The sequence below is a fragment of the Lysobacter sp. ESA13C genome, from assembly GCF_019970005.1.
Taxonomy (GTDB): Bacteria; Pseudomonadota; Gammaproteobacteria; order Xanthomonadales; family Xanthomonadaceae; genus Lysobacter; species Lysobacter antibioticus_B.
Window position 1 is genome coordinate 96,468 of the sequence record NZ_JAHXYK010000003.1, and the last position, 25,674, is coordinate 122,141.

Below are 25,674 nucleotides of genomic sequence, written 5' to 3' on the forward strand. Positions count from 1 at the left end.
GGCCGTCGCCGGACTTACAGCGGACGCGCGCACTCGATGCTGCCGCCGGCGTAGTAGGTCATGTCCTGGTAGTCGACCGAGGCGTGCACCGGCGTTGCGCTGGTCAACGACTCGACCACTTGATTGCCGCGGCTCAGCTCGAACTGCGGCGTCGTGCCCGCGACCAGCGGCACTTTGAACGAGGTCATGCCGGCCGCGGCCGACAAGGTCCGCAGGTCGCTGCCCTGGCGGATGCTGAGCAGGCCGGGTTCGGTCAGGAACGCGAGCAGTTCGACCTGGTTCTCGGCGACCGGCCCGAACGGAATCGTGAAAGGGCCGGCGGTCTGTTTGGCGGTGTCGTAGGGCGCGTCGGTCCGGTGTTTGCGATGGAAGTAGTACAAGGCATCGCGGGCGATCGGCGGTGCTTGGCCGGTCTTGAACCAGGTCGTGTAGTAGGCGAGCAAGTCGGTGACCGCGTAGCCGCGATCGCGCGAGGGGGCGACCTGGGTTTCGCCGTAGTCGTTCCAGGTGAGGATATTGACCATCTGCACATCGCTCTCGATGGCCTTCTCGAACAGTGCACGCAGGGTGACGCTGTTGGACGACTCCCAATGGCGCAGTTCGACCTTCTCGGCGCTCTTGCGCACGCGCATGTCCTGGAACGCGACCCGCGCCATCCAGTCCAGCCCGTATTTGCGCGCATCCACCGCTTCGCTGACGTTGGAGGCGGCCTGGCTGGCGGTCTTGCCTTCGAAGATCGAATAGCCGGCCATGGTCGCGCGCCACTCGGCCAGGTTCGGGATCGAGTTCATCGCCGTGCGCGACAGGAACATCGGATACCAGGCCGGCTCGACGCCTTGCGCGCGCAGCAGGTCGAGCAATTGTTGCCACCACAGGATCGGCTTGCCGCCGTCCTTGGCCGGCCGCTCCGGCGAGAACGTCGCCAGCGGCACGCGGCCGTCGGGCAAGCGAAACACCGAGGGATGGTCGATCACCGCCAGCAGGGTCTGCGCCAGTTCCTCCGGCGTGTCCTGCGCGCCCTTCGGGAAGCCGGGCGCGAGCAGGATGCGGAACTCCGGGTCGACCGCCTTGGCCGCGGCCAGCATGTCGCGCACGCGGTTGAAGCGGTCGTCGGAATGGACCTGCCGGTACGACATTTCCAGGATGAAACCGTCCAACCCCATGGCGATGGCCTGGCGGATCTCGACCTCGAAGTTGAGCTGTTTCCAGTTCGGCTCCGGACGTTTCGGCATCGGCAGCGGGCGATCGCGCAGCAGTCCGCCGGTGCTGAGGTACTCCAGGTTGCCGCTGCTGGCGCCGGTCGGGCTGAGCCAGCGTTCGTACCAGTTCTTGCTGTCGAGCTCGTTGTGGGTCGAGAGCTGGAACGGCGGGAAGTACCAGGCGAACACTTTCTTGCCCGACGCGCGCAGGGCTTGCGGGCTCGGTTGTACGAAGGGATAACACAGCGCCGAGGCGGCGGCGTCGCCGGGCGCCAGTAGCGGCGAGCGGATCCGGTCCGGGCCGCGCGCGATCGCGGCGGGGACGATGGCCAAGGCCGCCAGCAGAATCGCGCAGCGAAGTAACGAGGAACGTGGAGCGTGCATGACGTCCATCCTTCAGTAGGGATCGGGTTGCGGAGCGCAACGGAACTGCCGGAGCGATGCCGCGCAGAGCGGCCGGCGGAACTCACGCTATCGGTCGGCCCGGTCCGAGACTGCGTCGTTTCTTGCTATTGCCAACTGGCACACACTCGGGGCAGGGGCCGCGCATCGGTGGTCGCGAGTCGCGCAGACCGATGCGCGGTGCGATGGCGGTGCTCGGGCTATGCTGCGCGCTCGCGTGCCTTTCGCCGCGCTATCGAAGCCCAGGCATGTCGGCATCCACACTCAATCGGCCCGGCGCGCCGCGAAGCCGGTGGCGATGGGCAACCGGCATCGCGATCGCGACCGCATTGGCGGCCGGCCTGTGGACGATCGTCTTCGTGCGCATCGGTACCGGCGTGTACTGCGGCGAGTCGCCGGCGGTGCGCTGGCGGTTGGCGATCCATGCCGGCGAATGCGACGCCGAAACCGGCTGCCACTTCGTCAGGCAGGACGATACCGGCGCGGCCGAATACTTCGGATTCAAGCCGATTCCCTGCGGACGCGAGTAAGCGGGCTCCTGGCCGATGTGGCCATCGCCAGGGGCCGCGGCCCTTGCCTCGACGGCGGCCCGGGCCCGGCCGCTGCCCGTCGATGGGGCCGATCCGGGCGCCCTCGCACAGACCGGCGTCCAGCGGTTACAGTAGCCGCATGATCGTTCGCGCAATCCCGCAGAACTCCCCGAAAGCCGGCCAGGCTTGGCGATGGTGGCGTGCCGCCGTCGTCCGTTTCCTGCCGCCCTACGAGGACTCCCTGCGTGACCCCGCCTACGATTCGATGCTTTCCGGCCGCTGAGCGCGGCAAGTACCTTTCGGCCGCCAATCGCGGCAAATACCCTTCGGCCGCCCAGCGTGGCCGAGGCCTCCCCGACGCGGGAGCGCTTTTCCAGCCCCGACCCCTGTCTGCGGCCTCATCGAGGCGGGATAATCGCGGGCTGTCGCCTGTGAGCGCGGCCGGGCCGTACCGCAGCGCACGGCCGCAGGCGAGTGCGCTGCATCTCCCGCAACACGTCACCGGCACGATGGCGGGCCCATGGCCCGCGATCGCGCAGCTTTCCGGTATTCCCCGCATTCGAGGCGCGTCATGTCCGTTCTGATGATCGACAACTACGACAGCTTCACTTACAACCTCGTGCAGTACCTGCAGGCGCTCGGGGCGGAAGTGAAGGTGATCCGCAACGACGACCTGAGCGTGGCCGAGATCGACCGGCTGGCGCCGGAACGCATCATGATTTCGCCCGGGCCGGGCACGCCGAACGATGCCGGCGTGTCGTTGGACGTGATCCGCGAGCTCGGCCCGCGCGTGCCGATTCTCGGTGTCTGCCTCGGTCACCAGAGCCTCGGCCAGGCCTACGGCGGCGACGTGATTCGCGCCCAGACCATCATGCACGGCAAGACCTCGCGCATCCGCCATGAAGGCCGCGGCGTGTTCGCCGGCCTGCCGGACGCCTACCAGGCCACGCGCTATCACTCGCTGGTGGTGTCGCGCGACAGCCTGCCCGACTCGCTCGAGATCACCGCCTGGACCGAGAACGAGGACGGCAGCTTCGAAGAGATCATGGGCCTGCGCCATCGCGAGCATCCGGTCGAGGGGGTGCAGTTCCACCCCGAGTCGATCCTGACCGAGCACGGCCACGCGCTGTTGAAGAACTTCCTGACCCGATAAACCGCCGTGGCGCGACCCGCGCCTGCCAGGACACGAATCACGATGCCTCTCACCGCCCAAGAAGCCCTGCAACGCACGATCGAGCACCGCGAGATCTTCCACGACGAGATGGTCGACCTGATGCGCATGATCATGCGCGGCGAGATCTCGCCGACCATGACCGCGGCCATCCTCACCGGTCTGCGGGTCAAGAAAGAAACCGTCGGCGAAATCGCCGGCGCGGCGACGGTGTTGCGCGAATTCGCGCGGCCGGTGCAGGTCAGCGACCGTACCCATCTGGTCGACATCGTCGGCACCGGCGGCGACGGCGCCCACACCTTCAATATTTCCACCGCGAGCATGTTCGTGGTCGCCGCCGCCGGGGCCAAGGTGGCCAAGCACGGCAATCGCAGCGTGTCGTCGAAGTCGGGCAGCGCCGACGTGCTGGAAGCCCTCGGCGCGGCGATCGAGCTGCAGCCCGAGCAGGTCAGCCAGTGCATCGACCGCGCCGGGATCGGCTTCATGTTCGCGCCGGTGCATCACCCGGCGATGAAGGTGGTCGCGCCGGTGCGGCGCGAGATGGGCGTACGCACCCTGTTCAACATCCTCGGCCCGCTGACCAACCCGGCCGACGCGCCGAGCATCCTGATGGGCGTGTTCCATCCCGACCTGGTCGGCATCCAGGTACGCGTGCTGCAGGAAATGGGCGCGCAACGCGCGCTGGTGGTGTGGGGGCGCGACGGCATGGACGAGTTGTCGCTCGGCGCCGGCACCTTGGTCGGCGAATTGCGCGACGGGGTGGTGCGCGAGTACGAGGTGCACCCGGAGGACTACGGCATCGCGATGGCGGCCAGCCGCAATCTGCGCGTCGCCGACGCGGCCGAGTCGAAGACCATGCTGCTGCAGGCGCTGGAGAACCGTGACGGCCTGCCGCGCGAGATCGTTGCCCTGAATTCCGGTGCCGCGCTGTACGCCGCGGGCGTGGCCGAGAGCATCGCCGACGGCATCGAGCGCGCGCGTACGGCGCTGGCCTCCGGCGCGGCGCGGGCCAAGCTCGACGAGTTCGTCGCGCTGACGCGGGAGTTGGCGGGGGCGTGATGGGGCGCGGGACGAGCAAATTCCCTCTAGCCCCCCTTTTGAACAGGGGGGAATGCTTACGTAGCGGCGTGGGCGTATGTTCCGGCGTCGCCGTATTCCTCCCAATTCCTGCTGTTGCCGTTCTCCCCCGTTTGAAAAGGGGCAGGGGGGATTGGCCTTTGACTTTCGCCTTTTGAACCTAGCCCAGGAGCCAGCATGTCCGCCAGCTTCGCCGAACTACCGAAACCTCCGTATTACGCGGTCATCTTCAGCTCGCAGCGCAGCGACGGGGACGACGCCGGCTACGGCGAGGCAGCCGAGCGCATGGTCGAGCTGGCCGCGCAGCAGCCGGGCTTCCTCGGGGTCGAGTCGACCCGCGGCAGCGACGGCTTCGGCATCACCGTAAGCTATTGGTCCGACGAGGCGGCGATCGCCGCCTGGAAACGGCAGGCCGAACACGCCGCCACCCGCGCCTACGGGCGCGAACATTGGTATCGACATTTCGAGTTGCGCGTGGCCAAAGTCGAACGCGCGTACGGGAGCAAGGGCAAGGCATGAGCGACATCCTCAACACCATCCTCGCGCGCAAGCACGAGGAGATCGAACAGCGCAGCCGGGTGCGTTCGCTCGCCGACCTGCGCGCGCGCGCCGCCTCGCAGGCGCCGGCGCGCGGCTTCGTCGACGCGATCAAGCGCAAGCACGCCGCCGGCGAAGCCGCGGTCATCGCCGAGGTCAAGAAGGCCAGCCCGTCCAAGGGCCTGATCCGCGCCGACTTCAAGCCGGCCGAGATCGCCCGCAGCTACGAGGCCGGCGGTGCGGCCTGTCTGTCGGTGCTGACCGATGTCGACTTCTTCCAGGGCAGCAACGCCTACCTCGGCGAAGCCCGCGGTGCCTGTTCGCTGCCGGTGCTGCGCAAGGACTTCACCGTCGATCCGTATCAGATCTACGAGGCGCGCATGATCGGCGCCGACGCGATCTTGCTGATCGTCGCCGCGCTCGAGGACGGGCCGATGATCGAGATGGCCGGGCTGGCGATGGAGCTGGGCATGGACGTACTGGTCGAGGTCCACGACATCGACGAGCTCGAACGCGCGCTGCAGACCGATTGCGAGCTGATCGGCGTCAACAACCGCAATCTGCGCACGTTCGAGGTCTCGCTGGACACCACCATTGCCTTGCGCGCCGCGGTGCCGCGCGACCGCACCCTGGTCACCGAAAGCGGCATCGCCACTTTGGCCGACGTGGAGCGCATGCGCGGCGCCGGCGTCGAAACCTTTTTGGTCGGCGAAAGCTTCATGCGCGAACGCGACCCGGGCGCGGCGCTGCGGCGGTTGTTCGCGGCGTGAGCGCGGTCCGTCCCGCGCGTTTCCCGCCGGTGCGCGCGGACGCGCCGCTGATCGTGTTCGATTTCGATCACACCCTGTACGACGGCGACTCCGGCAGCCATCTGTTCGCCTGGCTGATCAAGCGCTCGTGGTGGCGCATGCTGCTGGCGCTTGCGATCGCGCCGGTCGCCGGGCCGATGGTGGCCTGGCTGAAGACGCGCCGCCTCGGCATCTCGGCCTTCGTCTGGGTCGGCACCATCGGCATGCACCGGGTCGGCTCGCTCGACGCGATGATCGACCGCTACGTCGCCCTGCACACCGCGCAGATTCGCGAGCGGTTGCTGCCGATCGCGCTCGACGTGTTGCATCACCACCGCGAACAGGGCGATCACGTGGTGATCGCGACGGGCGCGCCGCCGGAACTCGCCCGCGCCATCCTGGCCTTCGTCGCCCACGAGGACGTGCCGGTGGTCGGCACCCTGGTCGGCCCGCGCCTGGGCGCGCTCGGCGCCAGCCGCCATTGCCATTCCGAAATGAAGATGCGGATGCTGCGCGAGTCCGGCTTCACCGGGCCGGTCGAGGCCGCTTACTCCGACAGCAGCGCCGACCTGCCGCTGCTCAAGGCCGCGCGCAAGCCGGTGGTGGTCAATCCCAAGGTCGCGCGCGTGGAGATGTTCCGGCGTGTGCTGCCGGCCGGCACGCCCATCCTGAACTGGGGTTGCCCGGGGCGGGGCGGGGACGCGGTGTCGTCGGCAGCGAAGTAGGCGTCTGGAATTCGGCTTTCGTCGACACGGGATAGAGCGTGGTCGCGGCTTGCGCCGCTCCTACCCTTTGCTGCGCGGCTCTGGGGCAGGAGCGGCGCAAGCCGCGACCGCCATCCAGCCGATGCTGCGGGGTTTCGATCTTGAGACGAATGCGCCCAGGCCGCGGCCCAGAGCTTCAATCGCCCAGTGTCTTCACGAACTTGACCGACGAGCCGTCGGAATAGCCGCAGGCGCGGTAGAAGTCGTGGGCGTCGGTGCGGCGGATGTTGCTGGCGACCTCGACCCGGCCGACCCCGTCGCGGCGGGCGCGGCGCTCGACCTCGCGCAGCAGCAGGCGGCCGATACCCTGGCGATAGCAGGACGTGGCCACCACCAGGGCGGTGATGCGGGTCAGCAGGTTGCCGCGGGTCAGCGAATAGCGGGTATGGCTGGCGATCAGGCCACAGGCGTGGCCGTCGAGTTCGGCCAACAACAGGTCGTGGCGTGGGTCTTCGCGCAGCACGGTGATGCGCTCGATGGCCTCATCGCGGGTGCAGGGATAGCCGAGCTGGCTGAGCAGCTCGGCGACGTCGCTGGCATCGCCCAGCTCCGCGAGCCGCACCGTCGGTGCGGTCCCGGAGGAGGGCGCGATGCGTCCCACCGGGGCCCTTAACGGGTCCCGTAGAGGACGACGGTCTTGCCTCGGGCGTGCAGCTTGCCGTCGGCCTGCAGCTTCTTGAGCACGCGACCGGCCATCTCGCGGGAGCAGCCGACCAGGCGCGAAAGCTCCTGGCGCGACACCCGCAGCTGGGTGCCCTGCGGATGGCTCATGGCCTCGGGTTCCTTGGCAAGGTCGTGCAGGGCACGGACGATGCGGTCGGTGACGTCGAGGAAGGCCAGGCGGCCGGCCTTGCGGCTGGTGTCGAGCAGGCGCCGGGAAATCTGCGCGCCGATCGCATACAGCAGCTTGGGCGCGTCCAGCGAGAGCCGGGTCAGCAGCAGGTCGTAGAGGCGCTCGTGTCCGATTTCGGCCAGTTCGCAGGTGCTGCGCGTTCGCAGGATCACCTCGCGATGGTCGCTCTCGATGAACAGGCCGAGCTCGCCGACGAACTCGCCGGGGCCGAAATAGCCCAGGACCAGTTCACGGCCGTCCTCTTCCTCGGTGATGATGCTCACCGAGCCTGAGACGACGTAATACAGCGTGCTGGCCGGATCCCCGGGGCGAAACACGTCCGTGCGGGACGGGTAACGACGACGGTGGCAATGGGCCAGGAAGCGTTCGATCGTTGCGCCGTCCGGCAACAACGGGCTATTGGTTCTGCGTAATGCAGTCAAGGGGGCTACCGGGTTGGCGGACATTGGGAATGGGCTTTTGGCTTTCGGCCGAGCTTAGGGCGATACGGCCGCATGAGCAAATCCTGCCGCTGAAACTCCCGGTCCGATAGAGAGCGATGATGGAAGCGCAGAGACGGTCACGCTTTTGTAATCGACGCAGTCCAAAACCTAGCTGCGTTTCCCCCCGGGGCCAATTGCCTCATAATCGCGGCCCTCGCCGTCCGTCCGGATATTCCTACAGTGGTCAAGCCGTTGCCGCGCCTGCGGTTGCAGGGTTTTAACAACCTCACCAAGGCCCTCTCGTTCAATATCTACGATGTTTGCTTTGCCGCCTCGGAAGACGAGCGCGGGCGCTATATCGAATACATCGACGAGGCGTACAACGCCGACCGCCTCACCCAGATCCTCACGGATGTGGCGGAAATCATCGGCGCCAACATCCTCAATATCGCCCGCCAGGACTACGACCCCCAGGGCGCCTCGGTGACGATTCTGATCTCCGAGGAACCGGTGATCGACAAGAAGGCGGCCGGCAAGGAGATCATCTCCGACGCCGTGGTCGCCCACATGGACAAGTCCCACATCACCGTCCACACCTATCCCGAGACCCACCCGGACAGCGGCATCGCGACCTTCCGGGCCGATATCGACGTGGCCACCTGCGGCGTGATTTCGCCGCTTAAGGCCTTGAATTACCTGATCGAAAGCTTCCAGTCCGACATCGTGGTGATGGACTACCGGGTGCGCGGCTTCACCCGCGACATCAAGGGCAAGAAGCATTACATCGACCACAAGATCAACTCGATCCAGGACTACCTGGCGAAGAACATCAAGTCGCGCTACGAGATGATCGACGTCAACGTCTACCAGGAAAATATCTTCCACACGAAGATGCACCTGAAGGAATTCGACCTCGACACCTACCTGTTCGAGGAAAAGGCCAAGAACCTCTCGTTCAAGGAGCGCATGAAGATCGAGGCGCGCCTGCGCCGCGAGATCGAAGAGCTCTACCACGGCCGCAACCTGGTCGATTGAGCCCTGCGCGATGCATGCGAAAAGGCCGGCGAAAGCCGGCCTTTTTCGTTGCTGGGCGGGCGCGGCCCCCGAGCCGGCGCCGCTTGTCTCCCTCTCCCGCCTGCGGGAGAGGGCCGGGGTGAGGGCGCGAAGGCCCGCGACCGTCGCCAGCGCGGCGGGAGGGGCGAACCCTCACCCCAACCCTCTCCCGTGAACGGGAGAGGGGGCTCAAAGCTTTGCAGCCAGGGGCGCGTCTCCCCTCTCCCGCTCACGGGAGAAGGCCGGGGTGAGGGCATAGAGGTCCGGGGGCGTCGCCAGGGCGGCTCAGACCCGGTAAGCCACGGCCTTCATCAGCTTGGATGCCGCCGCCATCAGGGCCGGCACCGGCATCGGCAGGATGCGCGCGCCGGCGGCCTCGGCGTTCTCGGCGTGGCGCGCCTCGTCGGCCTTCATGGTCCGCAGGATCGCCCGGCTGCGCTGGTCGCCTTCGGGCAGGGACTGCAGGTGCTCGTCGATATGAGCCTCGACCTGGCGTTCGGTCTCGACCACGAAGCCCAGGTTCCAACCGTCGCCGCGCAGCCCGGCGAGGGCGCCGATGGCGAAGCTGCCGGCGTACCACAACGGGTTCAGCAGGCTCGGGCGGCTGTCGAGTTCGCGCAGGCGGTCGGCGCACCAGGCCAGGTGGTCGGTCTCTTCCTGGGCGGCTTCGAGCAGGTGGCCGCGGGTGGATTCGTCGCGGGCGACCGCGGCCTGGCCGCAGTACAGGGCCTGGGCGCAGACCTCGCCGACGTGGTTGATCCGCATCAGGCCGGCCGAATGGCGGCGCTCGTCGGGTTCGAGCACCAGTTCGGCGGTGTTGCCGGCGGGGTTGGGGCGTTCGGCGCCCGGGGCGCCGAATACGGTATCGAGCGCGCGCTGTGCTTCGCTGAGCACGCGGTCCAGGGGGCTGAGTTCGCGGGTCGTCATGACGCCGATTCTAAGGCGAGGCCGGCGTAGAAGTCGGTTAATCGGCTGCCGGCCCGGCCGCGCCGTCGTCGAGCAGGCCGGCCAGGAATTCGAGCGGGTGCTGGACCGGGATCGCGGTGCCGCCGCCCAGGTGCAGGCGGCAGCCGATGTTGGCGCTGAGCAGCACGCTGGCGCCGCTGTGCGCCAATTGTTCGAGCAGCGGAGCGCGGTATTCGGCCGCACGCGCCGGGTCGGTCAGCATCTGGCTGCCGGCAGCGCCGCAGCAGCCGTAGCCGGCGTCGAGTTCGACCACCTGCAGTCCGGGCACCCGCGCCAACAAGCGCCGCAAGGCCGGGACCGACTTGACCACGTTGCGCTGGGTGCAGGGCAGGTGCACGGCGATGCGCTGATGGGAGGTGCGCAAGCGCAGGCCGGCGCCGGCCTGATCGAGATAGGCGATGGCGTCGACCACTTGGGTCTGCGGCGCGAGCGCATGCGCCAGTGCGGTGTGGCAGCCGCTGGCCAGGCTGAGGACGGTGGCGTGGGCCGTGAAGGCGCTGCGGTTGGCCTGGGCCAGGTCCTGGGCCGCGGCGGCGTTGCCGGCGTGCTCGTGCAGGGCGCCGCAACAGCCTTGGCCGGCGACCGGGTCGAGTGCGACGCCGAGCGAGGCGCACAGCCGCACCGTGGCGGCGCGCACGGCGCTCTCGTAGGCACCGGCCACACAGCCCACGAACAGTCCGGCGCGGGCCTGTCCGGCCGTCTGGAGGCGTGTTGCGGGCATCGGCAGCCGTCGTGGCGGGCGCGGCAGCGAGCGCCAGGCCTCGGGCAGCCAGGGGTGGCCGATCCGGTACAGGGACAGCGCCGCCGCCAGCCAGCGCGGCCGCGCCGCCAGGCCCTCGATCAGCCGCTGGCGCCAGGCCGGCGGCCGGCGATCGCGTTGGCGGGTGCGGGCCAGGACCAGCAATCGGCCATAATCCACGCCGGCCGGGCACACCGACTCGCAGCTGCGGCAGCCCAGGCAGTGGTCGAGATGAGCGTCCGAGGTCGGGGTCGGGACGATACTGTCCAGGGCCCAGGCCCGGGCCAGGGCAATCCGGCCGCGCGGGGACTCGGCTTCGAGCCGGTCGCGGCCGTAAGTGGGGCAGGAGGGCAGGCACAGCCCGCATTGCACGCAGCGGTCGGCCAGAGCCACCAGGGGATCGGCGGAGGGCGGGCGACGGTCGTGCGGCATGACCATCGATGCTAGCACGGGCAAAACCCAGGCTTGCACGATCCTGGGCGGCCCGCTATCATTCCGCCTCTTTCGTTCCGCAATCACAACGCGAGGCGACGTTCCGACGCCCTTCCCGCACCGGGAAACGGCGGAACCAGCCCGACCACTGTGCCCACATAAAGAGTTGTCATGAAGACTTTTACCGCCAAGAACGAGACCGTCCAGCGCGACTGGTACGTCGTCGACGCGTCGGGCAAAACGCTCGGCCGCTTGTGCTCCGAACTCGCGCGTCGCCTGCGCGGCAAGCACAAGCCTGTCTATACCCCTCACGTCGATACCGGCGATTACCTGGTGGTGATCAACGCCGAGAAGATCGCCGTCACCGGCAATAAGCTGCAGGACAAGATGTACTACCGGTTCACCGGTTACGTCGGCAACCTGAAGAGCGAGACGCTGGGTCAGGCGCTCGAGCGCCACCCGGAACGCGTCATCGAGATCGGTGTCAAGGGCATGCTGCCGAAGAATCCGCTCGGCCGCGCCATGTATCGCAAGCTCAAGGTCTACAAGGGCTCCGAGCATCCGCATACCGCCCAGCAGCCGCAGCCGCTCGACATCTAAGGTAAAGACCATGGCTATCCAGCAGAATTACGGCACCGGCCGCCGCAAGTCTTCCACCGCTCGCGTGTTCCTGCGCAAGGGCGACGGCAAGATCACCATCAATCAGCGTACGATCGAAGAATTCTTCGGCCGCGAAACCGCGCGCATGATCGTCCGCCAGCCGCTCGAGCTGACCCAGTCGACCGACAAGTTCGACGTCAACGTGACGGTCGCCGGCGGCGGCATCACCGGTCAGGCCGGCGCGATCCGTCTCGGCATCGCCCGCGCACTGGTCGAGTACGACGAAACCCTGAAGGGCGAACTGCGTAAGGCAGGCTTCATGACCCGCGACGCCCGTGAAGTCGAGCGTAAGAAGGTCGGTCTGCACAAGGCTCGCCGCGCAACGCAGTTCTCGAAGCGCTAATAGTTCTTTTTTCGCGTCGCGTTTTTGCGTTAATATCGGTTTTATAGCCCCGTCGCCAAGCGGTAAGGCACCTGACTCTGACTCAGGCATTCGGTGGTTCGAATCCATCCGGGGCTGCCATACCCAAGCCCGATTCCAGCTCAACGGCTCGAATCGGCGACCTGAAACCCGCCGCAAGGCGGGTTTCTTGTTATATGAGCCCGCCGCAAGGCAGGTTTCTTGTTTTGTGGGGTGAGCCCGCCATCAGGCGGGTTTCTTGTTTCTGCGCCTCGCGCCGCCCCGCTGAAGCATCGTCGCCATGCCTGCCTTCAGTCCGCGCCCAAGCTCCTGATCAGGCTGATCTCATCGCGCAGCGGGATGCCGTGCCGCCCCAGCAACGGGATGGCCGGGTCGGCCTCGCGTTCCAGATCGATGGCGCCGGCGACGAGCCGGTGCAGGCGGAAGCCGCGGCGCTGGTAGAAACGCAGTGCATCGAGGTTGTCGTTGGTGGTGCGGGTCAGCAGCCGGCTCAGGCCCAGTGCGCGTGCACGCCCGGCCGCGAGTTCGACCAGGCGCGTGCCGAGGCCGGCCTGGGCCCGCACCGCGTCGAGGGTGACGAGCTCCGACTGGACCGTGTCGTCGAGCAAGGTCACCAGGCCGACGATGGCGCCGTCCGCATCCACGGCGATGAAGCCTGGCAGGGCGGTGGCGTCGATCGCGCGGCCGTCGAGCATGATCGTCGGGCCGCCCCAGCGCAGGTCGAGGAAGGTGCGGATGCGTTCGCGGTCGTTGGCATCGATGGTGCGGGTTGTCGGCATGGCGTCCGGGCGTAAGGGGCGCAGCGCGACACTGTAGCGCCGGTGCCGGCGTAATCGTGGCCGATGGCGGGCACAGCCTGTGCGCGAACCCGCCGCAGCGCAGGCGCTGCCGTACGCTACCGGCCGTCGCGACTGATCGCAGCTGTGACCGCCTGGTCTCCGCGGTTCGCGCTACTCGGCTACCATCCGCGGCGCAGGGGCCGCGCAGCGGCGTTGGAGAGCGCGCATGAGCGAGGATCTGACTCGGTTACTGCATGACTGGCGCGGCGGCGACGTCGCTTCGCGCGACCGCTTGTTCGCACTGGTCTACGACACCTTGCGCGGCATGGCGGCGGTGCGCCTGGGCGCGCGCAACGGTCAGCGCACCCTGCAGCCCACCTCGCTCGTCAACGAAGCCCTGATCCGCCTGATAGGCGGCGAGGTCGATTGGCAGGACCGCGCTCACTTCTATGCGCTCGCGGCCCTGAAGATGCGTGCGGTGTTGGTCGATCAGGCGCGTGCGCAAGCGGCGGCGAAGCGCGGCGCGCGGCCGGTGATGCTGACCTTGTCGCACGCCGACCTGCACGGCGGGCAGACCGTCGGCTTCGACGTGCTGGCTCTGCACGATGCCCTCGAACGCCTGGCCGAGCGCGATCAACGTTCGGCGCGGGCGGTCGAGATGGCCTACTTCGGCGGCATGGAGCACAGTGAGATCGCCTGCGTGCTGGAAGTCTCGGTGCCGACCGTCGAACGCGACCTGCGTTTCGCCCGGGCCTGGCTGGGACAGCAGTTGGGCTGAGCGAGCGGCGATCCGACGCGACAGGAGGCGACATGGAAACCCAGCGTTGGCACGACCTGCGCCGATTGTTCGATGCGGTATGCGACCTGCCGGCCGAGCGTTGGTTGGAGGAACTGCACGCGATCAGCGACGATCCAGCGCTGATCGCCGAGGTCATGGAGTTGCTCGGTGCGCAGACCGGGCAGTTCGATCGCGTCGTGCAACCGCTGAACGATCTGGTCGCGGGCCTGCCCGACAGCGAACTGCAGGCCGGCGACCGCCTCGGCGCCTGGGTCCTGATCGAGCGCGTGGCGAGCGGCGGCATGGGCACGGTGTTTGTGGCCGAGCGCGCCGACGGCTTGTTCCGCCAACAGGTGGCGATCAAATTGCTGCGCGGCAGCGGCTTCAACCAGGCCGAATTCGCCCGTCGCCTGGCGGTGGAGCGGCAACTGCTGGCCGAGCTGCAGCACCCCAACATCGCCCGCCTCTACGACGGCGGCACCACGCCGAGCGGGCAGCCGTACCTGGTCATGGAGTACGTGCTCGGCCGCGATCTCGACGAATACTGCGAGCAGCGCCAGCCCGACCTGCTGCAGCGCCTGCAGTTGTTCCAGCGCATCTGCGCGGCGGTGCAGAGCGCGCACCAGCGCCTGATCGTGCATTGCGACCTCAAGCCCGGCAACGTGATGGTGCAGGACGACGGCGAGCCGGTACTGCTCGATTTCGGCATCGCCCAGGTGCTCGATCACCAGGCCGGCGACGACAACGCCTCCTACGGTAGCTTCTGCACCCCGGCGTATGCGAGCCCGGAATTGCTCGGCGGCGCGCGGGTCAGCGTGGTCAGCGACGTGTTCGCGCTCGGCGTGTTGCTGACCGAATTGCTGGCTTGCCGTTCGGTCGAACGCGGGTTGGGCGATCGCGACGTCGCGGTGCCGCTGCCGAGCGAATGGGCCGGGCCGGACTGCGCCTGGCGCGAGCGCCTGCGCGGCGACCTGGATGCGATCGCCGCCTGCGCCTGTGCGCTCGATCCGCGGCAGCGCTATTCCTCGGTCGAAGCCTTGTCCCAGGACATCGGGCGTCATCTCGCCTGGCGTCCGGTGTCGGCGCGCACGCCGACGCTGGGCTACCGCTTCGGCCGTTATCTGCGCCGGCATTGGCGCGAGACCGCGGCGGCGGCGCTGGTGCTCGCGCTGGCCGGCGGCTTCGTCTGGCGGGTCACCGCCGAGCGCGCGCGCGCCGAGCGCGAGGCCTCGGTTGCACGCCAGGTCAGCGATTTCCTGGTCTCGGCTTTCGACGCCGCCGACCCGCGCATGCGCGGGGCGCAGGCCGGGCAGGACTTGAGTGCGCGGCAGGTGTTGGACGCCTCCGCCGCGCGCATCGAACAAGGGCTCGACGACACTCCGGCGATCCGCGCCCGCCTGCGCGCGGTGCTCGGCCGAGCCTATCGCAACCTCGGCCAGCCGCAGCGCGCCGAGGCGCTGCTCGACCAGGCCGCTCGCGAGTTCCTCGACCCGGCGGTGGACCGGCCCGACCAGGCCGCACAAGCGCTCGCCGATCTGTCGCGTTCGCTCAGCGACCGCCAGTACGGCGCCCAGGCCGTCGCCGCCGCGCGCCGTTCGCTGGCCCTGCGCGAGCGCGACGGCGACCCGCGCGGCCTCGCCGATGCCTACGACACGCTCGGCCTGGCCCAGGTCGCCGACAGTCGGTACGTGCAGGCCGAACGCAGCTTCGAGCGCTCGCAGCAACTGCGCAGCGAACGCGGCCTGCGCCAGTCGCCCGACGAACGCGCGGCGATGCTCGCCCGCCTTGCCCAACTGTACCGGCGCCGCGGCGAACTCAAGCGCGCCGAGCAGACTTATCGCGATGCGCTGGAGATCAACCGCGAGACCGGCAGCGATCCGGTCGCCACCCAGCTCAACCAGTTCGGTCTTGCGAGCACGTTGTTCGGCCTCGGGCGGGTCGCGGAAACCCGCCGCGAACTGGTCGAGAACCTGAGCCTGGCGCGCGACCTGTACGGCGAGCAGAGCGACATGGTCGCCAACATCCATGTCGACCTGGCCAACGCCACCCAGGACCTCGGCGATTATCGCCAGGCCGGGGAACACTATCGGGCCGCGCTGGAGATCATGGCCGTGGTCGCCGGCGAGCGCAGCCTCGATTACGCCCGCATCCTCAACAACTATGCGGCCCTGTCGCTGGAGCGCGGCGACCTGGCCGAATCCGAGCGCCGCCTGCGCCAGGCCTTGTCGATCCGTCGCGAGCACTTGGCGCCGGACGAGCGCCGGGTGTTGCGCACCGAGAACGGTCTCGGCCTGGTGCTCGCACGCGGCGGCCGCAATGAAGAGGCGCGGTCGCTGGTCGAGCGCAGCGCTTCGGTTTGGCGCCGTCGTTATGGCGAGGACCATGCCGGGCTGTTGATGGTGGCGCTGACCCGGGTCGAATGGCTGTTGAGCCGCGACCGCCTCGACGAGGCGCAGGCCGAGTTGACGGCGATCGACCTCAGTCGCGGCGAGTACAACGCCTTCATGCTGGCGCGGATTCCTAGCCTGCAGGCCGAGCTCGCGCAACGCCGCGGGCAGTGGGACGAAGCCGAGCGGGGCTGGGCCAAGGCGATCGAAGACAGCCGAGCCGCCTACGGTGCGCAGCAGGTCAAGACCGCGAGGTTGCGCGTGCCCTATGCCGAGGTCCTGCTCGCGCGCGGCGACGCGCGCGGCGCGGCGGCGCAGGTGCAACTTGCCGAGGCGGTGCTGCGGCGCGAGATGTACAGCGAGTCGGCGTTGTTGCGGCGCCTGCAGTCGGTGAAGCAAGGCGCGCCGCCGGTGCAGGTGGCGGCGCGCTAGGCGGCCTGCCGGTTCGCGGCTTGTGCCATTCTCAGGGGCGGAGCGGCGCAAGCGGCGACCCGCTGTGCGCGCATCGCTGAGCCATCGCTGACGCATCGATCCTTCGCCAAAAAACACGCCGCCCGAAGGCGGCGTGTCGGTTCGCTACGGCAAGGAACGTTACGCCGGCGATATTTCGCCGATGCGGTCGGGGCCGATCATTCGACCGCTTGCACGTCGACCAGACGCAGGCCCTTGGTCGCGTACTTCTCGGCCGACTGATACAGCGTCTGGTAGCTCTTGACCGCTTCCAGCGCATAGCCGCCGGTGCCGGCGCGGAACACGCCGACATAGTTGCGCACGCCGTCTTCGACGAAGCTGTCGACGTCGATCAGGCGCAGGCCGTTGTCGCTGAGCTCGTCCCACTTGCCGGTGAACGCGGCCCAGCTGTTCGAGCGCCACAGGGCGTGGTTGTCGGTGCCTTCGCGGTACACGCCGATGAACTGGCGCTGGCCGTTGCCGATGTCGAAGCTCTCCATGTCGATCAGGCGCAGGCCCAGGCCCTTGGCGATCTCGCGCTGATTGGCGAAGGCGGCGAAGCCGGTGTGGCTCCACAGGCCGGCGTTGCCGTTGCCGGCGCGGAACACGCCGACGTAGTGGCGCTTACCGCCGCTCAGGTAGGTGGTGAGGTCGAGCAGGCGCTGGCCGTCGTCGGACAGCTCCTTCCACTTGGCGGTGAAGTCGTCCCAGTTGTCGAAGTTGTACAGCGCGCCGGCGCCGTTGCCGCGCTTGTACACGCCGACGAAGTGGCGGTCGCCGTTCTCGACGTAGTTCTCGACCTGTTCGAGGCGGAAACCGTCGGCCGACAACTCCGACCACTTCTGGGTGAACGCGGTCCAGCTAGGACGATTGACCCGCAGCTCGATCTCGCTGCTGGCCTTCCACACGCCGAGGAAGGTCTTGGCGTCGGTCTCGGCGGCATCGAAGGGATAGGCCGTGCTGGACGGATAGACCAGGCTGTAGGGATGCGGCGCGGAGTGGTTGCTCAGCGGGGTCCAATCGGTCGGGTCCATGCTGTTGGCGCCGGCCATGGCCTTGGCTTCGCCCCAGGTCAGGCTCTGGATCTGGGCGAAGGTCATCGGGCGCGGACGCAGGTCGTTGCCGTCGCAGGGCGTGCTGGTGCTTTCCTGGGTGACGTGGACGTGCACGTGCGGGCCGCTGGACTTGCCCGAGTAACCGACCTTGCCGAGGTACTGGCCTTGCTTGATCGTCGCGCCCGGCACCAGCAGTTCGGCCGGGATCGAGCCGGGCTGCATGTGCGCGTACAAGGCGATCTCGTCGCCGCTCTTGACCTTGAGGAAGTTGCCGCCGGCCGAGTACTGGCCGGTGCTCGGCGCGATCGGCTCGGGTTCGATCTCCTTGCTGACGCGCGGGTAGTTCTTCCATTCCGGCAAATCGTTGAGCGCGCTGCAGACGATGCCGTCGGCCATCGCGTACAGCGGCAGGCCATAGGCGCGCTGGCCTTCGGCCTTGTTCGGGTCGGCGCCGGGGCGCTTGGCGTCCCAGGTGGTGCCGGTCCAGCCGGTCACGCTGGTGTCGAGGCCGAAGGACTGGCTGTCGCCGGGGTGATTGCTCGAGGTCTGCCAGGCTTCGTTGGCGCGCAGGTCGGTGACCTTGCCCGGGTAGCGCAGCGGGCCGTTGTCGTTGGTGGCGGGCGCGAACGACAGGTTCTTGATGACCGGGTTGCGGTAGCCCTGCACGTAGACCGCGATCTTGACCGTGCTCGGGTAGGGCGCGGTGATCACGATCGGGTAGGACGACGGCACCTTCGGTGCGTCCGGGTCGGGATTGAAGTAGTTGCACTTGCAGTTCTGGAAGGCGTAACTCTTGCCCGGGTCGATCTGCACCGGGGCGAGGAAGTTCGATGCGAGCTGGTCGAGGATCTCGACCTTGGTGATCGACAGCGGCACGGCACCGTCGTTGCGGATGCCCATGCGCAGGGACACGCGGCCTTGCTTGGCGCCGCCGACCTGGGCCGGGCCGATCGCTTCGAACACGACCCGGCCGTCCTTGATCGGATTGACCACGTCGATGGTAAGGGCCTGGGCGTGGACGCCGGCGCTGGCCCCGAACCACAGGGCGAGGGCGGCGGGCAGGGCGCGCAGGACGAGAGCGGATTGCGATTTCATGAGAAAACTCCGAAGGCATGATTGAGGAATCACGCGGTCGCAGAGGGCCATGCCCTCAACTCGCTGGTGCCAGGGGAATCGTCGACTCCCTGTTCCGGCTCCAACTGGCTGGGCCTGCCCCGGCGAACCCGGGCGTGACCACGCCGCGCTTAACTCAACAAACCGGCAAAGGGCGGCCGGACCCATCACGGCCGCGAAACTTTTTTTCGGGGTAGGCTGCCGGGGCTCGAAACGGCGCCCGCGGACCCCGGGGCGCGCCCCTCGCGACAGGCGATCCGGTCGGCCCGAATGGGCCCGGCCGCCGCCGGCCGGTGATTACCGGCGCGCGAGTGGTTACAATTGAAACCATCGCGCTGCGGCGCCCTGCATCGACATCGAGGCCTGGATGAAACTCGGATCCCTGAAGGAAGGCGGCCGCGACGGCACGCTGATCGTCGTCTCGCGCGACCTGACTCGCGCCGTGCGCGCCACCGGCATCGCCGACACCCTGCAGCGCGCGCTGGAGGACTGGTCGAACACCGCGCCGCGCCTCAACGCCCTGTCGGACGCGCTCAACGAGGGTCGCGCCGCGGATGCCTTCGAGGTCGATTTCGCCGCCCTGGCCGCGCCCTTGCCGCGCGCCTACGAGTTCGTCGACGGCAGCGCTTACCTGCCGCATGTCGAGCGCGTGCGCCGCGCCCGCGGCGCCGAGGTGCCGGAAAGCTTCTACGTGGATCCGCTGATGTACCAGGCGGTCAGCGCCGGCTTCTACGGCCCGCGCGATCCGGTGCGCGTGGTCAGCGAGGACTACGGCATCGACCTGGAAGCCGAGGTCGTGATCGTCACCGACGACGTGCCGATGGCGGCGACGCCCGAAGCGGCGGCCGCGCACATCCAGCTGATCGGCCTGGTCAACGATGTGTCCCTGCGCAATCTGATTCCGAACGAGCTCGCCAAGGGCTTCGGTTTCCTGCAGTCCAAGCCGCGTTCGGCGCTGAGCCCGGTGTTCGTCACCCCCGACGAACTCGGCCCGGCCTGGATCGACAGCAAGGTCCACCGCCCGCTGCTGACCCACATCAACGGGGCATGGTTCGGCGCGCCCGAGGCCGGCATCGACATGCAGTTCAATTTCGCCCAGCTCGTGGCCCACGCCGCCAAGACCCGGCCGCTGTCGGCCGGCACCATCGTCGGCTCCGGCACCGTGGCCAACGAAGACACCAGCCTGGGCGCGTCGTGCTTCGCCGAGAAGCGCACCGTGGAGACACTGGAGCACGGCAAGCCGTCGACGCCCTTCATGAAGTTCGGCGACACCGTGCGCATCGAGATGCTCGACGCCGAAGGCCGCAGCATCTTCGGCGCGATCGAACAGCGCATGGAACGTCCTTCCGCCTGACGGCAGCGGCGCGTACGACGAGAGGTCGTCCGACGGCACGGCGCAACCGGTAAGGTTTGCGTCCTGCCGATCGGGCAAGGCAAGCGAGGCGCATCCGGGTGAGCGAACAATTACGGTTGTATTCGTACTGGCGTTCCAGCGCCTCGTATCGGGTGCGCATCGGCCTGAACCTCAAGGGCCTGGACTACGAGACCGTGCCGGTCCACCTGGTCCGCGACGGCGGCGAACAGCACGCCGCCGCCTATCGCGAACTCAATCCACAGGGGCTGGTGCCGGTGTTGCAGCACGGCCAGCGCACCCTGACCCAGTCGATCGCGATCCTGGAATATCTCGACGAGACCTGGCCGCGGCCGAACCTGCTGCCGACGACCGCGCGCGAGCGCCATCGGGTACGCGCGATCGCCCAGACCATCGCCTGCGAAATCCACCCGCTCAACAATCTGCGCGTACTGAAGTACCTCGACGGCACCTGGAACGTGCCGCAGCCCGAGCGCGACGGCTGGGTCAAACACTGGATTTCCGAGGGCTTCGCTGCGTTGGAGACCATGCTGGTCGAGGACGAGGCCACCGGCACCTTCTGCGTCGGCGACCTGCCCGGGCTGGCCGACTGCTGCCTGGTGCCGCAGCTCTACAACGCGCGCCGCTTCGGCGTGCCGCTCGAGGCCTATCCGACCCTGTTGCGGATCGAAGCGGCCTGTCTGGCCCTGCCCGAGTTCGATGCCGCGCGTCCGGAGAACCAGCCGGACTGCCCGCCGGGCTGAGGCCGTCGCGCCGAGCGTTCGCGGCTCCTCGCGGCCCACAAAAAAGCCGGCCGTCTCGCGACGGCCGGCTTTGTCTTGCGTGCTGCGTCCGCGTCAGTGCTGCGCGGCGGTCGCGTCGTACATGTCCGCGTAGGGATCGTGCTCGCCGGTGCCGCCTTCGGACAGGCGGAACTTCAGCGCCAGGCCGTCGCGCGAGTCGGCCGCCTTGAGCGCCTCCTCCATCTCGATCCGGCCCTCTTTGTAGAGGCGGAACAGGCACTGGTCGAACGACTCCATGCCTTCTTCGAGCGACTCTTCCATCGCCTGCTTGATCTCGTGGACCTGGCCGCGGCGCATCAGATCGCGCACGTGCGGGGTGTTGATGAGGATTTCCGCGGCCGGCAGGCGGCGTCCGTCGAGGCCGATCACCAGGCGCTGCGAGACCACCGCCTTGAGGTTCAGGGCGAGGTTCATCAACACGTTCTTGTGCGCGGCCTCGGGGAAGAAGTTGAGGATGCGCTCCAGGGTCTGGTCGGCGTTGTTCGAGTGCAGCGTCGCCAGGCACAGGTGACCGGTTTCGGCGAAGGCGATCGCCGCCTCCATGGTCGTGGCGTCGAGGATTTCGCCGATCAGGATCACGTCCGGCGCTTCGCGCATCGCGTTCTTGAGCGCGTTGTGGAAGGCGTGGGTATCCAGGCCGACCTCGCGCTGGTTCACGATCGACTTCTTGTGCTTGTGCAGATACTCGATCGGATCCTCGATGGTGAGGATGTGCCCGGCGGTATTGCTGTTGCGGTGGTCGATCATCGAGGCCAGCGTGGTCGACTTGCCCGAGCCGGTCGAACCGACGATCAGGACCAGGCCGCGCGGCGCCATGATGATCTGTTTGAGCACCTGCGGCAGCTGCAGCTCTTCGATGCTCGGAATGATGCTGCGGATGGCGCGGATGACCATGCCGACTTCGCCGCGCTGCTTGAAAACGTTGATGCGGAAACGGCCGGCGTCGGGCAGGGCTAGCGCCATGTTCAACTCCAGGTCACGCTCGAACAGCGGTACCTGGCCCTCGTCCATCAACGAATAGGCGATCTTCTTGACCATGCCCGGGGGCAGACCGGTATTGCCGAGCGGGTACAGGCGACCCTCGACCTTGATGTACACCGGCGCGCCAGTCGTCAGGAACATATCCGACGCGTTTTTTTCCGTCATCAGCTTCAGGAAATAGCCGATGTCCATGCATTCACACCCCTTGTTGACGGCGCGTGCCGTTGCAAGCACGCTGCCGGCTTCCGACAATGTCCGTGCGACATCCCTTCCGTACGGCGCTCCCCAATGACCGCAAGCTTCGCACAAATTCGATTGCCGCTGCTGGCCGCAGTTCTCGCTTCCGGGCTGGCCGGCTGCGCCTCCACGCCTCCGCCGACCGGAGAACTGTCCTCCGCGCAGCAGGCGGTCATGCGCGCGGCCGACGCCGACGCCGACCAATATGCGCCGCAGGACCTCAATGCCGCGCGCACCGCGCTGAGCGCGGCCCAGGCCGCGCTGTCGCAGGGCAAGGACGAGGATGCGCGGCGTCTGGCGCTGGCCGCGGCGGCCGAGGCCGACCTGGCCTACGCCCACAGCCGCGAGACCCTGACCCAGGCCGAACTCAACCAGCGCAGGACCGAGATCGCAGAATTGCGCAATCGCCTGCAGGGAGGCGACCGATGAGCGCGCGCTTTCGCGTTATGCGCCTGTCGGCGCTTGCGGCCCTGTCCGTGGCCTGCGGCCTGGCCTTCGCCGCGCCCGCCGACGACCCCGAGGTCGCCCGCTTGGCGCAGCGGGTGACCGCGATCGAGGCCCATCCCGACGCCGCCGCTTACGGCGCCTTCGAGCGCCTGCGCGCGCGCCAGGCGATCGATGCGGTCCGCCAGGCCCGCAGCCGCGACCGCCAGTGGGCCCTGCGCATCGCCGACCGCCGGGTCGAGACCGCCGAGGTCGTGACCCGCACCCAGCTTGCCCAGCGCGAGGTCGACCGCCTCGATCGCGAGCGCAGCGAGCTGCTGGTCGAAGCCAGCCGCCGCGACGCCGACCGCGCCCGCGCCGAAGCCGAGCGCCTGCGCGTGCAGGCCCAGATCCAGGCCGAGGAGGCCGAGCGCCTGCGCCAGGCCGCCGACCAGGAAGCCCTGGCGCGCCAGGAGGCCGAAGGCCTGCTCGACAACGTCGCCAACCAGCAGGCGTCCAAGCTGCGCGCCGCGCGCGAGCGCGACGCCGAGCTGGCGCGCAAGGAAGCCGAGCTGCTCGGCCAGTCCTCGACCCCGCCGAAGCCATCCAAGCCCAAGCCGAAGAAGAAGTAAGCCGTCCGGGTTTAGGCCTGGCCCAGCCAGGCCTGATTCGGCCCAATGCGAGACCGGGTCGGCGGCTTGAAGCCGTGTCCTCGCCGTCGCGCCGCAGGCGCCCGCTGTCGGGCCCGGGCGGCGCCTTGCCGTATCGGGCGGCTGCGCTTCCGACGAACGGCGTGGGCCCAGAGCCCATTTTTGTGAGCGCCCGGGGCGTCGCTGTTCATGTTTTCGGGTTTCGCTGTAAATATTCGATAAAACAATGAGTTAATTCTGCGTTGGGCGCTCGTGGCCGCGGCTGTCCCGGCCCTGAAAACGGTTGCAGAGCGCCCTTGCCGGATCCCAGGCACAGGAGTAGGGTCAAATACCCAAGCGGTTCTCCGACCGCTTGGCGAAGAGCCAGGCCGATGACCGATACGCCCTTTCCGCAGGACCCCGCCGCCGCACATCTGCATGCGGCCGGGTTGCGTGAAGTGGACGCCGCACCGCGCCTGATGATCCTCACGGTCCCCCGCAACGCCCTGGTCTGACGGCCGGGGCGTTTGCATTCGTGCTGAAGGAGGCTTTCATGTTCGAAGAACAACCGCAGCCTGAAATCGACGCGCTCATCAAGAGCAATCCGGAATTCAAACAGCTCTACCAGCGCCACAAGGACCTCGACAAAAAGGTCATGGACGCCGAGCTCGGCGTATTGCCGATCGACGACACCACCCTGGGGCAGATGAAGCGCGAGAAGCTGGCTGCAAAGGACCGCTTGATCCAGTTGTACGACCAACAGCATTGATCGAGGCGGCATCGGCGCTACGACGCCGGTGCGGCGCCCGTCGGGAAGGAGTTTCCCGGCGTTGATCGTATGGACCCCGGCCCGCCTGCGGCCGACGGCTCCAGGTTTAGCGCGGGCGGTGGCGGCCATCCTCGTCGGTCGCCACCGCTCGCGGCTACCGAATCTCTCGGTATCGAATCCCGTGCCGCACGATCGAGGCGGTTCGCCGGCCGCGAAACGTGGCCGGCGTCGCTGCCTTGCGCGCTCGGCCGATTCGAACGCGACCGCACCGCAGCGCAGTCCGCCGAGGCCTCGCTAGAATGGCCGGGTCCGCCGCATGGTCGCGGCCTACAGGATTCGCATGGCCATTCATTCCTCCGTACTCGAACTCATCGGCCAGACCCCGATCGTCAAGGCCCAGCGCCTCGACACCGGCGTCTGCGAGCTGTACCTCAAGCTCGAATCGCAGAACCCCGGCGGTTCGATCAAGGACCGCATCGGCCTGTCGATGATCGAAGCGGCCGAGAAGGCCGGCAAGATCAAGCCCGGCGACACCCTCGTGGAAGGCACCGCCGGCAACACCGGCATCGGCCTGGCCCTGGTCGCCCAGCAGAAGGGCTACAAGCTGCTGCTGGTGGTGCCCGACAAGATGAGCCGCGAAAAGATCTTCAACCTCAAGGCGATGGGCGCGCAGGTCGTGCTGACCCGTTCGGACGTGGCCAAGGGCCACCCGGACTACTATCAGGACCTCGCCGAGCGCATCGCCAGCGAGACCCCGGGCGCCTATTTCATCAACCAGTTCGGCAACCCCGACAACCCGGCCGCGCACGAGTTCGGCACCGGCCCGGAGATCCTCGAACAGATGGGCGGCGACCTCGACGCCATCGTCTTCGGCTGCGGCAGCTCCGGCACCATGACCGGCCTGTCGCGCGCCTTCGCCAAGCTCTCGCCCAAGACCGAACTGGTCCTGGCCGACCCGGTCGGTTCGATCCTCGAGGAATACATCAACCGCGGCACCCTCTCGGACAAGTCGGCCAGTTGGATGGTCGAGGGCATCGGCGAGGACTTCCTGCCGCCGATCTCCGACTTCACCCGGGTCAAGAAGGCCTATGCGATCAGCGACAAGGAAAGCTTCCTGACCGCGCGTTCGCTGCTCGAGAAGGAGGGCATCCTCGGCGGTTCCTCGACCGGCACCCTGCTGGCGGCGGCGCTGAAGTACTGCCAGGAACAGACCGAGCCCAAGAAGGTGCTGGTGTTCGTCTGCGACACCGGCAACAAGTACCTGTCGAAGATGTACAACGACTACTGGATGCTCGACAACGGCTTCATCCAGCGCGAACAGCACGGCGACCTGCGCGATCTGATCCTGCGCCCGTACTCGCAGCGCGACACGGTGGTGGTCGGCCCGGGCGACCTGCTGGTCACCGCCTACCAGCGTATGAAGCTGTACGACGTCTCGCAGCTGCCGGTCATGGACGGCGAGCACATCGTCGGGATAGTCGATGAGAGCGACGTCTTGTTGCACGTGTACGGCGACGAGTCGCGGTTCCGCGACCCGGTTTCGACCGCCATGGTCAGCAAACTCGACAAGATCCCGGTCGGCCAGCCGATCGAATCGCTGCTGCCGGTGTTCGACCGCGGCCATGTCGCCATCGTCGTCGACGGCGAGCGCTTCCTGGGCCTGATCACCCGCATCGACCTGCTCAACTTCCTGCGCCGCCGCGTGCAGTAAGCGCCGCGGGGCCTCCGCCGCGCGCCGGGCGGAGGCCACGTCGGCTTCAGGGGTAGGAGCGGCGCGAGCCGCGACTCGTAGCCGCCTGCGAAGTACGAATCCAGGGCGGCCTGCTCGGCCGCCCGCGGCCTGCTGCGCTCCTGCCCGGAAGCGTTACCTCCGCCTCCGCGGCCACGCCGACCCGCATTCAGCTTGTGTCCGGCCGTCCAAGCCAAGCCTCCGGACCGCCCTCGGTCATCGGCATACCCCGCCTG

At 68.0% G+C, this 25,674-nt stretch carries 26 protein-coding genes and 1 tRNA gene; 19 read left to right on the forward strand and 8 right to left on the reverse strand.

All coding sequences use genetic code 11. From position 1 onward, the window contains the following. Positions 1-14: 14 nt before the first annotated feature. Positions 15-1,583, reverse strand: a complete 1,569-nt coding sequence (locus LC490_RS06565; RefSeq protein ID WP_223619670.1) for an endo-1,3-alpha-glucanase family glycosylhydrolase — start codon at positions 1,581-1,583, stop codon at positions 15-17. A 191-nt stretch (positions 1,584-1,774) separates the two neighbouring features. On the opposite strand from LC490_RS06565, the gene LC490_RS06570 reads away from it, so the two are divergent. From LC490_RS06570 to LC490_RS06595, 6 genes are all read left to right on the forward strand, one after another. Continuing rightward, the gene (locus tag LC490_RS06570) at positions 1,775-2,131 is read left to right on the forward strand and encodes a hypothetical protein (protein ID WP_152566163.1); all 357 of its coding nucleotides are present in this window, start codon (positions 1,775-1,777) and stop codon (positions 2,129-2,131) included. A gap of 571 nt (positions 2,132-2,702) precedes the next feature. Further along, positions 2,703-3,284, forward strand: a complete 582-nt coding sequence (locus tag LC490_RS06575) for an aminodeoxychorismate/anthranilate synthase component II (protein WP_031371486.1) — start codon at positions 2,703-2,705, stop codon at positions 3,282-3,284. A 42-nt stretch (positions 3,285-3,326) separates the two neighbouring features. Continuing rightward, the gene (gene trpD / locus LC490_RS06580) at positions 3,327-4,361 is read left to right on the forward strand and encodes an anthranilate phosphoribosyltransferase (RefSeq protein WP_223619671.1); all 1,035 of its coding nucleotides are present in this window, start codon (positions 3,327-3,329) and stop codon (positions 4,359-4,361) included. 195 nt (positions 4,362-4,556) lie between these two features. Continuing rightward, positions 4,557-4,898: an antibiotic biosynthesis monooxygenase gene (locus LC490_RS06585; protein ID WP_031371488.1), complete on the forward strand. Its 342-nt coding sequence runs from the start codon at positions 4,557-4,559 to the stop codon at positions 4,896-4,898. Beyond that, on the forward strand, positions 4,895-5,686 hold the full coding sequence (trpC, locus tag LC490_RS06590; RefSeq protein WP_223619672.1) for an indole-3-glycerol phosphate synthase TrpC: 792 nt from the start codon (positions 4,895-4,897) through the stop codon (positions 5,684-5,686). Before LC490_RS06585 ends, trpC begins: the two co-directional genes overlap by 4 nt. Further along, positions 5,683-6,429 carry a haloacid dehalogenase-like hydrolase gene (locus LC490_RS06595; protein ID WP_223619673.1) on the forward strand — a complete coding sequence of 249 codons (747 nt, stop codon included), beginning with the start codon at positions 5,683-5,685 and terminating at the stop codon, positions 6,427-6,429. The genes trpC and LC490_RS06595 overlap by 4 nt, the downstream gene beginning before the upstream one ends. 175 nt (positions 6,430-6,604) lie before the next feature. Here LC490_RS06595 and LC490_RS06600 read toward each other — a convergent pair whose 3' ends face one another. Both LC490_RS06600 and crp read right to left on the reverse strand, forming a co-directional pair. Then, positions 6,605-7,030 carry a global regulator CLP-associated N-acetyltransferase gene (locus LC490_RS06600; RefSeq protein ID WP_343223004.1) on the reverse strand — a complete coding sequence of 142 codons (426 nt, stop codon included), beginning with the start codon at positions 7,028-7,030 and terminating at the stop codon, positions 6,605-6,607. 47 nt (positions 7,031-7,077) lie between these two features. Beyond that, positions 7,078-7,767: a cAMP-activated global transcriptional regulator CRP gene (gene crp, locus LC490_RS06605; RefSeq protein WP_031371492.1), complete on the reverse strand. Its 690-nt coding sequence runs from the start codon at positions 7,765-7,767 to the stop codon at positions 7,078-7,080. A gap of 216 nt (positions 7,768-7,983) precedes the next feature. Between crp and speD the strand changes: the two genes are divergently transcribed. Next, positions 7,984-8,778 (forward strand): adenosylmethionine decarboxylase, encoded by a 795-nt coding sequence (gene speD / locus LC490_RS06610; protein ID WP_031371493.1) that lies wholly within the window; start codon positions 7,984-7,986, stop codon positions 8,776-8,778. A 303-nt stretch (positions 8,779-9,081) separates the two neighbouring features. Here speD and coq7 read toward each other — a convergent pair whose 3' ends face one another. Beyond that, positions 9,082-9,723, reverse strand: coding sequence for a 2-polyprenyl-3-methyl-6-methoxy-1,4-benzoquinone monooxygenase (gene coq7 / locus LC490_RS06615; protein WP_057916849.1), 642 nt, complete (start codon positions 9,721-9,723; stop codon positions 9,082-9,084). A gap of 37 nt (positions 9,724-9,760) precedes the next feature. After that, positions 9,761-10,933: a (Fe-S)-binding protein gene (locus LC490_RS06620; protein ID WP_223619675.1), complete on the reverse strand. Its 1,173-nt coding sequence runs from the start codon at positions 10,931-10,933 to the stop codon at positions 9,761-9,763. Between the two features lie 171 nt (positions 10,934-11,104). Here LC490_RS06620 and rplM point away from each other — a divergent pair, with 171 nt between their 5' ends. The 3 genes from rplM (at position 11,105) to LC490_RS06635 (ending at position 12,056) form a co-directional block, all read left to right on the forward strand. Then, positions 11,105-11,533: a 50S ribosomal protein L13 gene (gene rplM, locus LC490_RS06625; RefSeq protein WP_031371496.1), complete on the forward strand. Its 429-nt coding sequence runs from the start codon at positions 11,105-11,107 to the stop codon at positions 11,531-11,533. Positions 11,534-11,543: 10 nt separating this feature from the next. Then, positions 11,544-11,936, forward strand: coding sequence for a 30S ribosomal protein S9 (rpsI, locus tag LC490_RS06630; protein WP_031371497.1), 393 nt, complete (start codon positions 11,544-11,546; stop codon positions 11,934-11,936). 45 nt (positions 11,937-11,981) lie between these two features. Then, positions 11,982-12,056, forward strand: a tRNA-Gln gene (locus LC490_RS06635). A 188-nt stretch (positions 12,057-12,244) separates the two neighbouring features. On the opposite strand, the gene LC490_RS06640 is transcribed toward LC490_RS06635, so the two are convergent. After that, complete coding sequence (locus LC490_RS06640) at positions 12,245-12,733, reverse strand: GNAT family N-acetyltransferase (protein WP_223619676.1); 489 nt, start codon at positions 12,731-12,733, stop codon at positions 12,245-12,247. A 226-nt stretch (positions 12,734-12,959) separates the two neighbouring features. On the opposite strand from LC490_RS06640, the gene LC490_RS06645 reads away from it, so the two are divergent. Both LC490_RS06645 and LC490_RS06650 read left to right on the forward strand, forming a co-directional pair. Beyond that, positions 12,960-13,511 (forward strand): ECF-type sigma factor, encoded by a 552-nt coding sequence (locus LC490_RS06645; RefSeq protein ID WP_031371499.1) that lies wholly within the window; start codon positions 12,960-12,962, stop codon positions 13,509-13,511. Between the two features lie 32 nt (positions 13,512-13,543). Next, positions 13,544-16,330 (forward strand): serine/threonine-protein kinase, encoded by a 2,787-nt coding sequence (locus tag LC490_RS06650; RefSeq protein WP_223619677.1) that lies wholly within the window; start codon positions 13,544-13,546, stop codon positions 16,328-16,330. A 197-nt stretch (positions 16,331-16,527) separates the two neighbouring features. On the opposite strand, the gene LC490_RS06655 is transcribed toward LC490_RS06650, so the two are convergent. Further along, the gene (locus tag LC490_RS06655) at positions 16,528-18,498 is read right to left on the reverse strand and encodes a M23 family metallopeptidase (RefSeq protein WP_223619678.1); all 1,971 of its coding nucleotides are present in this window, start codon (positions 18,496-18,498) and stop codon (positions 16,528-16,530) included. Positions 18,499-18,883: 385 nt separating this feature from the next. Here LC490_RS06655 and LC490_RS06660 point away from each other — a divergent pair, with 385 nt between their 5' ends. Together LC490_RS06660 and maiA are read left to right on the forward strand one after the other, a co-directional pair. Next, positions 18,884-19,870, forward strand: a complete 987-nt coding sequence (locus LC490_RS06660; protein ID WP_223619679.1) for a fumarylacetoacetate hydrolase family protein — start codon at positions 18,884-18,886, stop codon at positions 19,868-19,870. Between the two features lie 98 nt (positions 19,871-19,968). After that, a complete protein-coding gene (gene maiA, locus LC490_RS06665) occupies positions 19,969-20,631 on the forward strand; it encodes a maleylacetoacetate isomerase (protein ID WP_223619680.1) in 663 nt (220 codons plus the stop codon). A 93-nt stretch (positions 20,632-20,724) separates the two neighbouring features. Here maiA and LC490_RS06670 read toward each other — a convergent pair whose 3' ends face one another. Then, on the reverse strand, positions 20,725-21,843 hold the full coding sequence (locus tag LC490_RS06670; RefSeq protein WP_031371504.1) for a PilT/PilU family type 4a pilus ATPase: 1,119 nt from the start codon (positions 21,841-21,843) through the stop codon (positions 20,725-20,727). Between the two features lie 96 nt (positions 21,844-21,939). Between LC490_RS06670 and LC490_RS06675 the strand changes: the two genes are divergently transcribed. The 5 genes from LC490_RS06675 (at position 21,940) to LC490_RS06690 (ending at position 25,420) form a co-directional block, all read left to right on the forward strand. Next, a complete protein-coding gene (locus LC490_RS06675; protein ID WP_036148343.1) occupies positions 21,940-22,317 on the forward strand; it encodes a DUF4398 domain-containing protein in 378 nt (125 codons plus the stop codon). Next, positions 22,314-22,943, forward strand: a complete 630-nt coding sequence (locus LC490_RS06680; RefSeq protein ID WP_223619681.1) for a hypothetical protein — start codon at positions 22,314-22,316, stop codon at positions 22,941-22,943. Before LC490_RS06675 ends, LC490_RS06680 begins: the two co-directional genes overlap by 4 nt. Before the next feature lie 389 nt (positions 22,944-23,332). Beyond that, positions 23,333-23,455 (forward strand): hypothetical protein, encoded by a 123-nt coding sequence (locus tag LC490_RS24390; protein WP_255610692.1) that lies wholly within the window; start codon positions 23,333-23,335, stop codon positions 23,453-23,455. 38 nt (positions 23,456-23,493) lie between these two features. Next, complete coding sequence (locus tag LC490_RS06685; protein WP_031371506.1) at positions 23,494-23,709, forward strand: YdcH family protein; 216 nt, start codon at positions 23,494-23,496, stop codon at positions 23,707-23,709. A gap of 340 nt (positions 23,710-24,049) precedes the next feature. Continuing rightward, positions 24,050-25,420 carry a pyridoxal-phosphate dependent enzyme gene (locus tag LC490_RS06690; protein ID WP_223619682.1) on the forward strand — a complete coding sequence of 457 codons (1,371 nt, stop codon included), beginning with the start codon at positions 24,050-24,052 and terminating at the stop codon, positions 25,418-25,420. Positions 25,421-25,674 lie beyond the last annotated feature (254 nt).